12 protein-coding genes are annotated in these 14,752 nt (G+C 39.1%); 2 read left to right on the top strand and 10 right to left on the bottom strand.

The window, feature by feature from the left end:
- Window positions 1–3: 3 nt before the first annotated feature.
- Window positions 4–972 carry an NAD(P)H-quinone oxidoreductase gene (locus H4J59_RS02595; protein ID WP_182236551.1) on the bottom strand — a complete coding sequence of 323 codons (969 nt, stop codon included), beginning with the start codon at window positions 970–972 and terminating at the stop codon, window positions 4–6.
- An 83-nt stretch (window positions 973–1,055) separates the two neighbouring features.
- Entirely contained in the window at window positions 1,056–1,325 is a 270-nt protein-coding gene (locus tag H4J59_RS02590; RefSeq protein ID WP_182236549.1) for an acylphosphatase, read from the bottom strand.
- A gap of 163 nt (window positions 1,326–1,488) precedes the next feature.
- Between H4J59_RS02590 and H4J59_RS02585 the strand changes: the two genes are divergently transcribed.
- Entirely contained in the window at window positions 1,489–2,679 is a 1,191-nt protein-coding gene (locus tag H4J59_RS02585; protein ID WP_182135525.1) for a class I SAM-dependent methyltransferase, read from the top strand.
- A 103-nt stretch (window positions 2,680–2,782) separates the two neighbouring features.
- Here H4J59_RS02585 and H4J59_RS02580 read toward each other — a convergent pair whose 3' ends face one another.
- The 5 genes from H4J59_RS02580 to H4J59_RS02560 form a co-directional block, all read right to left on the bottom strand.
- Window positions 2,783–3,082 (bottom strand): PilZ domain-containing protein, encoded by a 300-nt coding sequence (locus H4J59_RS02580; RefSeq protein WP_182135524.1) that lies wholly within the window; start codon window positions 3,080–3,082, stop codon window positions 2,783–2,785.
- A gap of 82 nt (window positions 3,083–3,164) precedes the next feature.
- The gene (gene hrpA / locus H4J59_RS02575; protein WP_220469701.1) at window positions 3,165–7,151 is read right to left on the bottom strand and encodes an ATP-dependent RNA helicase HrpA; all 3,987 of its coding nucleotides are present in this window, start codon (window positions 7,149–7,151) and stop codon (window positions 3,165–3,167) included.
- Between the two features lie 1,091 nt (window positions 7,152–8,242).
- Window positions 8,243–9,028 (bottom strand): hypothetical protein, encoded by a 786-nt coding sequence (locus tag H4J59_RS02570; protein ID WP_182236547.1) that lies wholly within the window; start codon window positions 9,026–9,028, stop codon window positions 8,243–8,245.
- Window positions 9,029–9,169: 141 nt separating this feature from the next.
- A complete protein-coding gene (locus H4J59_RS02565; protein ID WP_182236663.1) occupies window positions 9,170–9,610 on the bottom strand; it encodes a CreA family protein in 441 nt (146 codons plus the stop codon).
- Window positions 9,611–9,797: 187 nt separating this feature from the next.
- Window positions 9,798–10,844: an isoaspartyl peptidase/L-asparaginase family protein gene (locus H4J59_RS02560; RefSeq protein ID WP_182236545.1), complete on the bottom strand. Its 1,047-nt coding sequence runs from the start codon at window positions 10,842–10,844 to the stop codon at window positions 9,798–9,800.
- 285 nt (window positions 10,845–11,129) lie between these two features.
- Between H4J59_RS02560 and H4J59_RS02555 the strand changes: the two genes are divergently transcribed.
- Window positions 11,130–11,939, top strand: a complete 810-nt coding sequence (locus H4J59_RS02555) for a crotonase/enoyl-CoA hydratase family protein (protein WP_182236543.1) — start codon at window positions 11,130–11,132, stop codon at window positions 11,937–11,939.
- A 1,309-nt stretch (window positions 11,940–13,248) separates the two neighbouring features.
- Here H4J59_RS02555 and H4J59_RS02550 read toward each other — a convergent pair.
- From H4J59_RS02550 to H4J59_RS02540, 3 genes are all read right to left on the bottom strand, one after another.
- Window positions 13,249–13,467, bottom strand: a complete 219-nt coding sequence (locus H4J59_RS02550; RefSeq protein WP_182236541.1) for a DUF2986 domain-containing protein — start codon at window positions 13,465–13,467, stop codon at window positions 13,249–13,251.
- Between the two features lie 184 nt (window positions 13,468–13,651).
- Window positions 13,652–13,912 (bottom strand): DUF5062 family protein, encoded by a 261-nt coding sequence (locus H4J59_RS02545; RefSeq protein ID WP_182135519.1) that lies wholly within the window; start codon window positions 13,910–13,912, stop codon window positions 13,652–13,654.
- Between the two features lie 257 nt (window positions 13,913–14,169).
- Entirely contained in the window at window positions 14,170–14,739 is a 570-nt protein-coding gene (locus H4J59_RS02540; protein WP_182236540.1) for a DUF3087 family protein, read from the bottom strand.
- Window positions 14,740–14,752: the final 13 nt, after the last annotated feature.

Raw genomic sequence — 14,752 nt, 5'->3', positions numbered from 1 at the left:
GCACTAATCTACAGTGAGTATTAGTTTGCCAATGTTTTCATTATTCAACATAACCTGATGGGCTACTTCTGCCTCATGCCAGCTATATTGTTGGTAAATAACCGGGCTGATTGAGCCTATTTCAAGGCAATGATAAAAGTCTTGCGTAAATGCTTTAATTAACTGGGTTTTATATTCATTACTTCGGCTACGTAATGTGGTGGCATGAAGGTTGACTCGCTTAGCAAGCATTTTAGCGACATCAATATTTTCCGCAAAACGGCCACCTAGCATGGACAAGATAACAATATGACCATCTAGCGCACATACCTTAATGTTTTTGTTAAGATACTCGCCGGCAACCACATCGATAATAACGTCATAGCTGTGTTTTTGTTGTACTGCCCAAGTCACAAAGTCAGTTTCGTGATAATTTATCGCTTCATCCGCGCCCAATGCTTTACAAGCTGCTACTTTGTCTTCATGACCGACAGTAACGGTTACTGAGCAATTAAGCTGTTTAGCTAGTTGAATAGCCGCCGTGCCTACACCACTAGCGCCGGCATGAATAAGTACCTTAGCATTTGGCTGTAAGTTAGCGATGGAAAATAAACATTGATAAGCGGTTAAATAAACTTCGGCTATTGCCGCACCTTGGACATAGCTTAAGTTTTCAGGCAGTTTTATTAAGTGATCGGTTTTGACTTTAACGTATTCTGAGTAGGCGCCACCAGGCACAATAGCAAAAACCTTATCGCCAACATTCCAACTAGTTTGTAGCCCGCCAATAGCCACAAGTTCACCACAAGCTTCAATGCCGAGTATGCTTGATTCACCAGGCGGAGGTGGATACTGGCCTTTTTTTTGCAAAATATCTGCGCGATTAACACCAATAGCCCTGACTTTGATTAAGCATTCATCGTCACCTATTGCTGGCTTGTCAGTTTCATCTAGACTTAACTGCTGTTGATCATTAATGGCTATATAACGCAATTTATTTCCTTTTATCCACGGTTTATTATAATAACTAGTTTGCCTTAATTAACCTTAAATACCAACGTGATAAAGGTAGAAGTTCAGCTAATCGAAAAAAAATTATGTTCCTGAAATGGTACTTGCTTAACGTCAACCTTCACCACTTGTGCTTCTGGAGGACCTTTTGCTAACCACTTTAGCATTTTATCAATATTTTTCTCTTCACCGCACAGTAGCACTTCTACATCGCCATTAGTTAAATTACGCGCGTAACCACTTAAACTATGCTCAATCGCAATCTGTTGGCTAGAAACTCGAAAATAAACGCCTTGAACCTTGCCACTGACATGTGCCATGTAACTTACATCCATTATTTTTCACCTTAAATTAAGCTTATTGCCATTGTTATTGTTATTGTTAACTTTCATTCCCATCAAAGTTTTGAAATGAAAAATAGTTAAAATTGACCATTGCACCCTCGCCATGCATTGACTACACTCGCGCCATTATTATTGTAATTATAAGTATAGGCCTATGTCAGCAAGAATTTATTTAAAAGTTGCTCGTGAGAAATCATTACGCCGAAAACATCCTTGGATTTTTTCTCAAGCAATTAACAAAATCAAAGGTAACCCATTACTTGGTGACACGGTTGATGTCTATGACAACAAAGGCAACTGGCTCGCTAAAGGCGCATATTCTCCAGAATCTCAAATTAGAATTCGGGTTTGGAGTTTTGATATTGATGAAGAAATTGATAGCAGTTTTTTTCGTAATAAATTGTTAAGTGCGCAAAAAAGACGCGACTGGTTTATCGAAAGAGACGGTTTAACCGGCTATCGACTTATTGCTGGCGAGTCTGATGGCCTGCCCGGTATCACCATAGATAAATACGACAACTTAATTGTTTGCCAATTACTGAGCGCCGGAGCAGACTTGCACCGCTATACCTTAGTTGAATGCCTTAAAGAACTTTATCCGGGTTGCCATATTTATGAGCGTTCAGATGTTGATGTGCGCAAAAAAGAAGGTTTAGAGCCAGTAACAGGTTGGTTAACTGAACCACAAGCATCAACAGAGTGTATTATTGAAGAATACGGTATTAAAATTCATGTTGATGTGGCTAAAGGCCATAAAACGGGTTTTTATTTAGATCAACGTGAATCTCGTCTTGCTGCAGGTAAATATGCCCGTGATAAGAGTGTATTAAACTGTTTCTCTTATACCGGTACTTTTGCGCTACATTGTGCAGCGGGCGGCGCTAAAGAAGTCATTAATGTTGATGTGTCTGAGTCAGCATTAGACTTAGCCAAGAAAAACGTTGAGCTTAATCAGTTAGAAGATAAAAATATCTCATTCGTTAAAGCGGATGTTTTTAAATTATTGCGTCAATACCGTGAAGAAAAACGTACCTTTGACATGATAATTCTCGACCCACCTAAGTTTGTTGAATCAAAGGCTCAACTGACGGGTGCATGTCGTGGCTACAAAGATATCAATATGTTAGCAATGCAGTTGCTTAACCCTAATGGTATTTTGTTAACTTTTTCTTGCTCTGGTTTAATGGAATCAAGTTTATTTCAAAAAGTGGTTGCTGATGGGGCATTAGACGCGAAAAGAAATGCTTACTTTGTTGATCGATTGCACCAAGCCGCGGATCATCCGGTATCGTCAAACTACCCTGAAGGTTATTATCTTAAAGGTTTAGTCTGCCAAGTTGAGTAACTTGGCTATATAAAGCCATATTTAGCCACTAGTTATTAGTGGCTAAATATTAGTAGCTTAATAAGAGCAGCTAGACTTTTTCTAGCTACTTATTTCCGCTGACTTAATCAATCTCAGTAATATTAACGCCAATCAAATAACAGTTTGCGCTATCTTCCGTCACTCTCACTACTTTGCCTGTAGCATTTAAGGGTAGCACAGCATTGTTGACCGACTGAACACTGATACGCACCGCTGTATTTATTTCTAATGGGTGCTGCATCTCAATCGCTATACCCGTTGCACTTAAATCACGACATGTGACTAAAGCCTTGCTATTAGCTTCATCGTCAATAATGGTCAAGGTTACTTCACTGTTTAACATCATGCGATAAAAGTTCCGTTTATCATCGTAATTAGCCATCACTACTCCATTGTGTTTTTATCGTTAGTACACTTTCATTTATACTCATGGTAACGATAACTGTCAAATTATTGTACTAAAATTATGCATGTTCTTTGATGTAGTTCAATATTCTTTTAGCTGAAATTGGAAAAGGTGTTTTTAAATTTTGTGCAAAAAGTGATACCCGCAACTCTTCTATCATCCAATAGCCTTGTATTAAAGCTTTACTTATTGGTTGACCCTTAGGTTGTTGAGCAATGACTGTATCTAATGATTTTTGTACTTTTTCAAGCTCTAACATTTTCAAACGGTCTTGATTAGGGTCAATTTGCAACTTTTCTAATCGTCGTAACATAGCGCTTAAATAACGGGCAATATCATCCAAACGTTGGTATCCCGCTTTAGTGATAAAGCCCTTAAAAACTAGGGCCTCTAATTGGCTTTTAATATCACCATGAGATTGCACAACATTTAACGACATTTTGCCTTTCATTTTTTTGCGTACATCATGTGCCAGACTTAATACTCGCTCGACTTTAATCGCCGCACTTAAGACACAATCTGCAATTTCTGCACGAACATGTTCTTTGCAGGCTTCAAACTCTGCTTGAGCACGAGGTAAGTCGCCGTATTCGTTAACTAAAAATTGACAGCCAGCAAGGATGCAGTCATCTAACAAATCAGTTATCGAACCAAAGGGATTAAAATACAGCCCTAATTTAGCTTTATTGGGTAACTTTTCCTGCAAATATTTTATTGGCGACGGTATGCTCAGTAAAACAAGTCGACTGACCCCGTCAAGCATGGCTTGTTCAGCTAAACTTTCATGTTCAAATAACTCGATAGCAACAGACTTATTTTTATCCACCAAAGCTGGAAAGGCTTTTATGGTGATATTAGCGACTTTCTTTTCATAGCTTTTTGGCAAGCTTTTAAAGTCCCACTGGTCGATATTACTGCGTTCAATACCTTTGTCCGCGACCTTTTTAATCGACGCTTGCACCTTACCTTGTAAACTGTCTTTTAATTCGTCGAGCTTGCGACCTTGTTGGATCAATTTGCCATGTTCATTAACAATTTTAAAATTCATCGATAAATGCGGTACTAGCGCTAAACCTTGCCAAGCGTCTTCAGGTAGACGAGCACCGGTCATTCTTAACAACTGTTTTTCAATGGCGGTAGTTAATGCGACATCAGCGTTAGTTATTGCCGCTAAACAAGCTTCGGCGTAATTAGGCGCAGGCACGAAATTACGCCTTAATGCTTTAGGTAAAGCTCGAATTAATGCCGTAATAAGTTCAAGCCGTAAAGCGGGGATCAACCAATCAAAACCAATATTTTCCACTTGATTTAATATCCCTAGCGGTATCAAAACACTGATACCGTCGTCGACATCGCCCGGGTTAAAATGATAACTCAGCGGTAAGGTTAAACTGCCTTGCTGCCAGGTTTCAGGGTATTCAGTGGCCGATAACTTAACCGCACTTTCTTTTAACAAAAAGGCTTTGGTAAAGTTTAATAGTTTGGCGTCGGCTTGTTTTTGCTTTTTCCACCATGCTAAAAAGCTGCGTTGACAATTAACGTTCTCTGGTAGTTTTTCGGTATAAAAATCAACTAACTGTTGCTCTTCAATCAAAAAATCTCTGCGTCGAGCTTTTTGCTCTAATGCTTCAATTTCATTCACTAATTGACGATTATCTTTTAAAAACACCTCTTTAATCGTGCTTTCACCGTTAACTAACGCCTCGCGGATAAAAATTTCACGACAGGTATCAGGTTCAATTTGATTAAAGTGCACACTACGCTTAGCAACAATAATTAGGCCGTAGAGTGATACTTGCTCAAAGCCCATCACAGCGCCCTGTTTTTTCTCCCAATGAGGTTCACTGTAGCTACGTTTAACTAAATGTTGAGCAAGGGGTTCAATCCACAAAGGGTCAATTTTTGCGGCCATACGGGCAAATAAACGGCTGGTTTCAACTAGCTCTGCCGCCATTAACCATTTGGGCGATTTTTTAGCTAAGGCAGAGCCTGGGAAAATAAAGAAGGTACTACCACGTGCGCCTTTATATTCTCGGTTTTCATCTTGTTGACCTAAATGACTGAGTAAGCCTGACAATATCGCTTGATGCACAATATCTACATTTGGATTAGTAGCGCTTTTTTCAGCTTCTTCCGATAAGTCTACTTCGATGCGGCTCATCGGAATTTTTAACTCGCGTAACGAATGCGTTAGCTGACTGTAGATGTCTTGCCACTCTCGAATACGCACATAGGACAAGAATTCTTTTTGACACATGCGACGAAATTGATTGTTGGTTAGTTGCTTTTGTTGTTCTTCAACATAACTCCACAGTTTTAATAAACCAACAAAATCAGATTCTTTGTTCTTAAAACGGCTATGTTTTTCATCTGCTGCTTGTTGCTTTTCGTGTGGACGTTCACGCGGGTCTTGAATACTTAAGGCACTGACAATAATAAATATTTGTTCAATACAGCCTAAGTCTGCCGCGGTTAAAATCATTTTAGCTAAACGTGGATCAATAGGAAATTTTGCTAACGAGCGCCCTATTGGCGTTAAGGTCACTTTATTTGACTTCGCGTCTATCGCGGCCAGCTCTTCTAATAACTTCACCCCATCAGTAATATTGCGATTATCTGGTGGTTGAACAAATGGAAAGTCAGCAATTTCGCCTAGATCTAAGGACAACATTTGCAATATAACGGTCGCTAAATTAGTGCGAAGTATTTCAGGGTCGGTAAATTCAGGGCGGTTTAAAAAGTCTTCTTCTGAATAAAGACGAATACAGACCCCTGACGATACACGGCCACAACGACCAGCACGCTGGTTAGCACTGGCTTGAGAAATAGCCTCTATCGGCAAGCGTTGCACTTTGGTGCGGTAACTATAACGAGAAATTCTTGCGGTGCCTGGATCAATAACATATTTAATACCCGGCACAGTTAAACTGGTTTCAGCAACGTTGGTGGCTAACACTATATTACGGCCAGTATGGGGTTTAAATATTAAATTTTGTTCGGCAACGGTTAAACGAGAATATAACGGCAGCACATTAGTGTGGCGTAAGTTTGCTTTTTCTAATGAGCGTGCGGTATCTCGAATTTCTCGTTCACCATTGAGAAATACTAATATATCGCCACTGTCATCGGCGCCTAACTCATCAACCGCATTAAGAATGCCTGAAATAACATCGCCATCATCATTGCTTTCATCACTTGCCTCGTTCAGTGGCCGATAACGCATTTCAACCGGAAAAGTTCGACCCGATACTTCAATAATGGGGGCAGGAACACCAGTAGCACTGGCAAAATGTTGGGCAAACTTTTCAGGGTCAATGGTTGCCGAAGTAATGATGATTTTTAGATCAGGACGTTTAGGGAGAATTTGGCGTAAATAACCCAGAATAAAATCAATGTTTAAACTACGTTCATGCGCTTCATCAATGATCAAGGTGTCGTATTGGCGTAACAAACGGTCTTTTTGCATCTCTGCCAACAAAATACCGTCGGTCATTAACTTGATATAGCTTTGCTTGCCCACTTGGTCATTAAAGCGTACTTTATAGCCAACGGCGTCACCTAATTTGGTGTTGAGTTCTTCTGCAATACGGTTTGCTACCGTTCTAGCAGCGATACGTCGGGGTTGAGTATGACCAATAATACCGTCAATACCACGGCCAAGCTGCAAACATATCTTAGGAATTTGGGTGGTTTTACCTGAGCCAGTTTCGCCCGCAATAATAACCACTTGATTTTCATCAATAGCTTTAGCAATAACATCAACATTTTGTGAAACCGGTAAAGCTTCCGGGTAACTAAATTTAGGTACGTTAGCGAGACGAAGTTGTTTATTTTCTATCGATTGTTCAATCAATGCCGCTATTTGCTGTAAGCTTTTTTCTTGCTTACTCTGGTCAGTAATACTTTTAACACCCAATAAGCGCTTTTTAATGCGCGTTTTATCAGATAATTTAACCTGTTCTAAAAGGTTGAAAAGGGATTTTACGGTAACGTTTTTATTAGCTTTTTTAGTAGCAGTGGAAGTTGCGGTGATTGCAGTAGACAAGACAGACTCAAAACAGATAACAAAAAAGCTATATTAACAGGTAAGCAATGGCAAATGAATAAGTATATACCCGCTCTACTTGAAAATTTCCCGCTTAACGGTTGGCGGAGTGAAGTTGGACCTACAAAACAATTGCCCAACGTTATCTGATCACCCGTAGGCTCGATGTAGGTTGGACTTCAGTCTATCAAGTTAAATGAAATTTAACTGTGCTTAGCAAACTGTGCTTAACACATAGCCAAATAAAAATACCCGCGGCAGATCTGAGTTAACCTATCAGATTAACCGCTGGCTAAACGCTTGACGGACTAAAGTCCGACCTACAAAATAACCGCCAAACGCTACGCAATTACCCGTAAGTTTTATCTGGGCCTTTGTAGGTTGGACTTTAGTCCATCAAGTTAAATGCAATTAAACTATCTTTGGCAAAATTCTAAACAACAAAAGTCACACCTAGTTGCAGAGGTTTGTTAACCCATCGCGTTAATTGCCGGCTTAACCGTTGACGGACTAAAGTCCGACCTACAAAAAATCACCAAACGCTACGCAATTACCCGTAAGTTTTATCTGGGCCTTTGTAGGTTGGACTTCAGCCCATCAAGTTAAATGAAATTTAACTATCTTTGGCAAAATACTAAACGACACAAATCACACCTAGTTGCAGATATTTGTTAACCCATCGAGTTAATTGCCGGCTTAACCGTTGACGGACTAAAGTCCGACCTACAAAACAATTACCAACGCTATATAATCACCCGTAGGCTCTATGTAGGTTGGACTTCAGCCCATCAAGTTAAATGAAATTTAACTATCTTTGGCAAAATTCTAAACAACAAAAATCACACCTAGTTGCAGAGGTTTGTTAACCTATCGCGTTAATTGCCGGCTTAACTGTTGACGGACTAAAGTCCGACCTACAAAAGGTAAAAAATAGCTATACGTTAGATAAACACCCATAAAAGCAATTTTGACTAAAGTACTAACTTTCTCTCTCCCCCTAAACCGTTGACTTCATAACCTAACAGCCCGGTCGTGCTATAGAGTCAAAACTTTTCACCTTTTTAGTTTTTTAGCTTTTTAGCTTTTGTAAATTATTCACTTACAAAAGCTAATAAGGCCGGTTGTGTCGTGCTTAAAAGTGATTGTTCAATGCTTTTATAAGCGTTAACAAAATCTTTTTTCAAATGTGACTTTAGATGGCCTTTAACATTTTTCATTGGCTCTTTTTTTAAGACGCAGAAAAGGGCTAATGCATATAAAGTTTCAGGTTCGGTTAATGCCGCTTGACGGTTTAAACTGGCATTATTACAAGCGCCACAACCACCTTTAAATTGATAGGCTGTATTGGCAAAAATAACACCAAAGCCCATAAAACAAGCGACAAGATCTGTCGCTTGTGGTAAATATTCTTTACCTCCTGGCGGCATAACCTTGTTTGAAATCACCAAAATACTGGCCAGTGTTTGGCTAATAGCGGCAATTAAGTCTTGTGGTTGATTCACTTGGTTTGGCGTAAATCCCAGTATTAAGGCTCCATTACCATTGCTTATGGCAACCTCAGCATGATCGCCTCGAATAATTGGCCCTAAACTCAAATCTTCAATAGCGGTATTTGATGCTGGTATGGCTGATGAAAGTTGTATCGGCCACTTTTGCATGCCCGCATAGTTTTTGGTGTTGATAAACATAGCTTGAGCCATTTCATCAATACTGCTAACTGTGCCAGGATAAAACTCATTGGTCGGTAGTATTAAACGACTATCATTTTTAAGCACATTAATTTCAAAATTTTCAATGGCCCATGCAAAGGTATCAAATATCCAATTCTGGGTATTTTCATCAATAATTTCTTTCGGACTAAACAATTTTGCTAACATAATTTATACTACTTTTTAAATCTTTACTCTTTGATTTTATCGGTTATCAAGTTAACAACACTACAAATAAAATCAAAAGTTAACATGGGTTATAGCCCACAGGTTAATGCTTCACTTTCATCAGTTAAAGGCCTTAAACACCTAATTATTCAGCTCTTGAGCCAAGGCCCATTGCCAAGCTTTAGTATTGTATAAAGGCACGGTTGATAATGAATGGTGATGACTACCAGACGACTCTTTCGTTGAATAAGACAGGTAAATAAGAGTTTTATTTTCAGCATCATAAATACGTCTGACTTTTAAGCTTTTAAATAAAATACTTTTTGACTCTTTAAAGACTACTTCCCCATTTTTTGAGCGATCAATTTTTGCTAAAGCTTTCGCGGATATTTCACCCGTTTGTCGACAAGCAATACTCATATCTGATGGATCAGAAAAATCTAAATCAGCTTCAACATGACTAATATGACAGGTTACCCCAGTGACAATCGGGTCTTGCTTAGCGTTGATAACCACGTCTTTTGTGGTAAATAATCCCAAGCTAACTTTACCCACGTCATCTGAACAGCCAACAAGTACCATAGCAATCGATAAGCCTAGCAAGGTTTTCAAGTGGCTTATGTGAGGCCAATTAATAAAACGCCTTGAGGTAATTGAAGCTGTCGAAGTCACGCTATTTTTTGCAACGAACATTTTTTTTGAAACCAATCTATTTTTTGAAACCAATCTGATTTTTAAAATAAGTCTCGTATTCAAAGTCATCAATTTTTTAATCATCTTTAAATATCCCAATAAATTCTGCACCATTTGACGATTTACTCGCGCGATACATACCTGTGCTATTAAATGGCATGGTAATATTACCCGCCGTATCAATCGCGATAATACCACCTGAGCCGCCCGCTTTAACTAAAATATCATTTATCACTACGTCAGCGGCTTTCTCAAGACTAATGCCCTGATACTGCATACGCGCACAGATATCTGCGGCGACATGATAGCGAATAAAATATTCACCGTGACCTGTTGCTGAAACAGCACAGCTGTCATTATTCGCGTATGTACCCGCACCAATAATGGGTGCGTCACCAATACGGCCAAAACGTTTCGCGGTCATGCCGCCTGTGCTAGTCCCTGCTGTTAATGTACCTGATTTATCCAGTGCAACCGCGCCAACTGTGCCAAATTTATATTCATTACCCAGTGTTTGATGAGCAGCTTGAAAGTTTTTCAGCGCTTTTTCTTGCTCTACTAACTGCTTTTTAGCTTTTAATAACGACTGGTATCTTGCCTCGGTATCAAAATAGCTATTTTCAACACTTGCTAAGCCTTGTTGTTTCGCAAAAACTTCCGCCCCTTCGCCACTGAGCATGACATGAACCGACTTTTCCATCACGGCTTCAGCTAACGCTATTGGGCTTTTGATGGTTTTCACTCCTGATACAGCGCCGGCATTTAAGGTTTTACCGTTCATTATCGAGGCATCAAGTTCATGCTCGCCATCAAAAGTGTAAACTGCGCCCTTACCGGCATTAAACAATGGCGAATTTTCTAATATTTGAATAGCGGCAATAACAGCCGCTTGACTAGACTCTCCATCGGCTAACAGAGCATAACCGGCATCACGCGCTTGTTTTAACTTAGTTTCATAGGCGTTACGCTTTTCTGTGGTCATTTTACTTTTATTTATTGTGCCTGCGCCGCCGTGTATAGCGATAGCAAAAACCGGCTCTTGGTGAGCTTGCGCAGCACCATGCATAAATAGCGGCACGCTTGCTAAGGTTAAAACAGTTGATAACAATAATTTATTTTTCATGTGATTTCGCCGTAATGTTTAATGTCATATCGCTGCAACGCTTTGTATAATATTGCCACAACAATTAGTTGCTAAAAATATATGCTAACCCTATCGGCTAGCCATCTCAGCTAACCATCCCAGCTAACAATGTGCGATAAATTCTCTACTTTTACAAGTTTTCAGCCTAGACAAAGCTAACTCAATGTAGACATTAATAAACGCTTTCGCTATGGTACTGGTCATACCATCAAATAACGTTAGCATAATATTTATAGCCTAATAGGCTATTGAGCTAGGACAGCCATGACTGAGCAACGCGTAAGTGTAGAGATCACCCATAATATTGCCCACGTTAAACTTAATCGTGCGGATAAGCTTAATGCTTTAGATATGCCAATGTTTATCGCCATTCGACAGACCATCAAAACACTGGGTAAAAACCGTGACATTCGTGTGGTTATTTTATCTGGTAATGGCGACGACTTTTGCTCTGGCTTAGATGTTAAATCTATTATGAAATCGCCAATGAGCATGATCAAACTGCTATTTAAGGTCTTACCTTGGCAGGCTAACTTAGCGCAAGTGGTGTCTACCGGTTGGCAGAAAATTCCCGTACCCGTTATTTGCGCTATTCATGGCCGATGCTGGGGCGGCGGCTTACAAATAGCCTTAGGAGCAGATTTTAGGTTTGCGACACCAGACAGCTCATTATCGATCCTAGAAGGTAAATGGGGCTTAATACCTGATATGGGCGGCACAATAGCATTGCGCGACCTCCTCGCGATTGATCAAGCAAAAAAGCTCGCTATGACGGCAGAAGCGTTTACCGGCCAACAGGCGCTGGCCTTAAATTTAGTTACTGAAATCACAGCAACCCCTCTAGACGATGCACAAGCCTTCGCCCTTGCTTTAATGCAACAGTCACCTGACGCGATCGCAGCCAATAAAAAGCTTTATAACAAGAGTTGGCAAGGTAGCAAAGGTTGGGCATTATTTCGTGAATCTTATTATCAAATTAGAATTTTAATGGGTAAAAATGTTCATCGAAAAATTTATAATCAAACCCATAAAGCTGAACAGCACAAGCCATTTGTAGCACGTAAAAAGTGGTAAAGTGCTGGCTAATTTTTTGTCGATTGGATTTCAGTCCGTTAACTGTTAAACGAGTGATTAATCTGATGGACCAAAAAAATTTGCAGCCGTGTATTGTTTTATCGCTTGGTATCTATGCCAATACGGTTAAATTTCATTTAACTTGATGGACTAAAGTCCAGCCTACATAAGGCCTACGGGTGATAATGTCACGTTTAGTGATCATTTAGCGTTGGGTAATTTTTTGTAGGTAGGACTTTAGTCCGTCAATCGTTAAGCGAGTGATTAATCTGATGGACCAAAAAAATTCTGCAGCGGTGTATTGTTTTATCGCTCGGTATCTATGTCAACAGGGTTAAATCTCATTTAACTTGATGGACTAAAGTCCAACCTACATAAGGCCTACGGGTGATAATGTCACGTTTAGTGATCATTTAGCGTTGGGTGATTTTTTGTAGGTCGGACTTCAGTCCGTCAATCGTTAAGCGAGTGGTTAATCTGATGGACCAACAAAAATCTACAGTTGTGTATTGTTTTATCGCTTGGTATCTATGCCAACAGGGTTAAATTTCATTTAACTTGATGGACTAAAGTCCAACCTACATAAGGCCTACGGGTGATAATGTCACGTTTAGTAATCATTTAGCGTTGGGTAATTTTTTGTAGGTCGGACTTCAGTCCGTCAATCGTTAAGCGAGTGATTAATCTGATGGACCAAAAAAATTTGCAGCCGTGTATTGTTTTATCGCTTGGTATCTATGTCAACAGGGTTAAATCTCATTTAACTTGATGGACTAAAGTCCAACCTACATAAGGCCTACGGGTGATAATGTCACGTTTAGTGATCATTTAGCGTTGGGTAATTTTTTGTAGGTCGGACTTTAGTCCGTCAATCGTTAAGCGAGTGATTAATCTGATGGACCAAAAAAATTTGCAGCCGTGTATTGTTTTATCGCTTGGTATCTATGCCAATACGGTTAAATTTCATTTAACTTGATGGACTAAAGTCCAACCTACATAAGGCCTACGGGTGATAATGTCACGTTTAGTGATCATTTAGCGTTGGGTGATTTTTTGTAGGTCGGACTTTAGTCCGTCAATCGTTAAGCGAGTGATGAATCTGATGTACCAGCAAAAATCTACAGTTGTGTATTGTTTTATCGCTCGGTATCTATGCCAATACGGTTAAATTTCATTTAACTTGATGGACTAAAGTCCAACCTACATAGTACCTACGGGTGATGGTATCGCCTTGGGTGATTTTTGTAAGTCGGTATTTAGTCGGTTTAACCTTGCTAATTTTGTGCACATGTTAATAATTTACAGCTTATTACGAGCCACTATCAGTAACACTATTAGCAGCACTATCACCAACACTTTCAGGCGAGTTTTCTGTGCAATCAGCTAAATGAGTTTCAGCTTCTTTTTCTGCAACAGCGACACGGTCGGCCTTAGAAACATACTTAGGCTTGCTTGAGTTTTGCAGCTTAGCATTCATTTTCTTAACTTTTGATTTTAAGGCTTGGTTAATTTTCTTTTTACGATTCATATAACTTGTTTGCTTCTCTATGACTATCAAGGATGTACTCTAAAAAGTACTCTAAAAAGTACTCTAAAAAGTACTCTAAAAAATGTACTATAAAACTCTGAAATGAACACTGCATTCATATCAAAGCTACTAATCTAACCTAAATATGATGCCAGCTAAGTTAGCGCCAGAGGCAAATACTTTGTTATTTCAGTAACGGATGATCTGCGGGTAACTGTTTGGCAATCCATAACGATAACTTATGTTTCATGCTGGCCAAGTCTTCAGCATCTTTTGGCAGAGGTTGAATAAGTTTATCATTGACCAATAATCGATATAAGCTTTCAATTTTGTCCTTTGCGGCGTTAGTGGTTGAAAAGCCTTTATAGCCACGATTTTTCGCATAACCTTCACCAATAACAATGGCTTTTTTCAATAATTCAGCTTCATTTTTTAACTTCTTCATTCGGGGTATATTTTCCTGTGTTTTTATTCAATAACAAGCTCAGGTGTAACCTTAAGATCAAAAATGAGCCTTGTTCATATTGAGTGTCATAGTGCGTGATCATTTAATTAGTTCGTACAATTTACCGCACTGACATTAAAACCCTTACTATAAATTATGCTACGACCTTATTTAGGTAAAAGACTACAGCTTGGACTAGGATATTGCGACCTAAGCTATAAGCTAACCTCTCATGACATATCACTCACATGGGTATTTTAATAATCTGCCAACAGTGATTTATTAAACTGATCGGTAGAGAGTGTTAAATTTTTATTTTCTATTCGCGTATTCAATTCACTAATATCTTTATCAAGTTTAGACATGGTTAAGGTATTGTCATCTAATAAATAAACTTGCTTTAAACTGGCATAATAAAAATTTAAAATAATCAGTGCATTAACATTGTCATTGGCAGCGGCGGCTTTTATTTTTTTCAGTTTACGATATATCGCGTTTTGTTGCTGCTTAATTTGCCAAACATAATACACTTCACTAAAAAATGCACTAGCTCGTAGACGATGCAAAGCAAAAACACAGGTTAATAATGCGAATAATACCCCAATAAAATTATACCTAAAATTACTTTCTGATGCGACGCCATCCTTTGTCAACTCACCTGCCGCTTTAACTGCGGGCTCTGGGCTTATATTGCCAACATCAGCAAATAGCATGATCAAAGCTTGTCCATAAGCCAAAGCTAAAATAAGCAAACTGGCAATAAAGCTGACAATAATAATATTGAGGTGTTTACGGTAAACAGGTTTTTCAATGTCTTTTAATTTCATTTCTTAACTTACT

The sequence above is a fragment of the Colwellia sp. MB02u-10 genome (genome assembly GCF_014077185.1).
In the GTDB taxonomy this organism is placed as follows: Bacteria; Pseudomonadota; Gammaproteobacteria; order Enterobacterales; family Alteromonadaceae; genus Cognaticolwellia.
This window is presented reverse-complemented; position numbering and strand designations above follow the sequence as displayed.

What these genes read in the sequence shown, in the direction of transcription:
- H4J59_RS02565 (WP_182236663.1), bottom strand. Translation starts at nt 9,610, where the DNA reads ATGGTACTTGTTGGCTGTTCAGATGACGTGGGTAAAGTTAGCTTGGGA.
- H4J59_RS02550 (WP_182236541.1), bottom strand. Translation starts at nt 13,467, where the DNA reads ATGAATCGTAAAAAGAAAATTAACCAAGCCTTAAAATCAAAAGTTAAG.
- H4J59_RS02540 (WP_182236540.1), bottom strand. Translation starts at nt 14,739, where the DNA reads ATGAAATTAAAAGACATTGAAAAACCTGTTTACCGTAAACACCTCAAT.
- H4J59_RS02585 (WP_182135525.1), top strand. Translation starts at nt 1,489, where the DNA reads ATGTCAGCAAGAATTTATTTAAAAGTTGCTCGTGAGAAATCATTACGC.
- H4J59_RS02590 (WP_182236549.1), bottom strand. Translation starts at nt 1,325, where the DNA reads ATGGATGTAAGTTACATGGCACATGTCAGTGGCAAGGTTCAAGGCGTT.
- H4J59_RS02555 (WP_182236543.1), top strand. Translation starts at nt 11,130, where the DNA reads ATGACTGAGCAACGCGTAAGTGTAGAGATCACCCATAATATTGCCCAC.
- H4J59_RS02545 (WP_182135519.1), bottom strand. Translation starts at nt 13,912, where the DNA reads ATGAAGAAGTTAAAAAATGAAGCTGAATTATTGAAAAAAGCCATTGTT.
- H4J59_RS02580 (WP_182135524.1), bottom strand. Translation starts at nt 3,082, where the DNA reads ATGGCTAATTACGATGATAAACGGAACTTTTATCGCATGATGTTAAAC.
- H4J59_RS02570 (WP_182236547.1), bottom strand. Translation starts at nt 9,028, where the DNA reads ATGTTAGCAAAATTGTTTAGTCCGAAAGAAATTATTGATGAAAATACC.
- H4J59_RS02560 (WP_182236545.1), bottom strand. Translation starts at nt 10,844, where the DNA reads ATGAAAAATAAATTATTGTTATCAACTGTTTTAACCTTAGCAAGCGTG.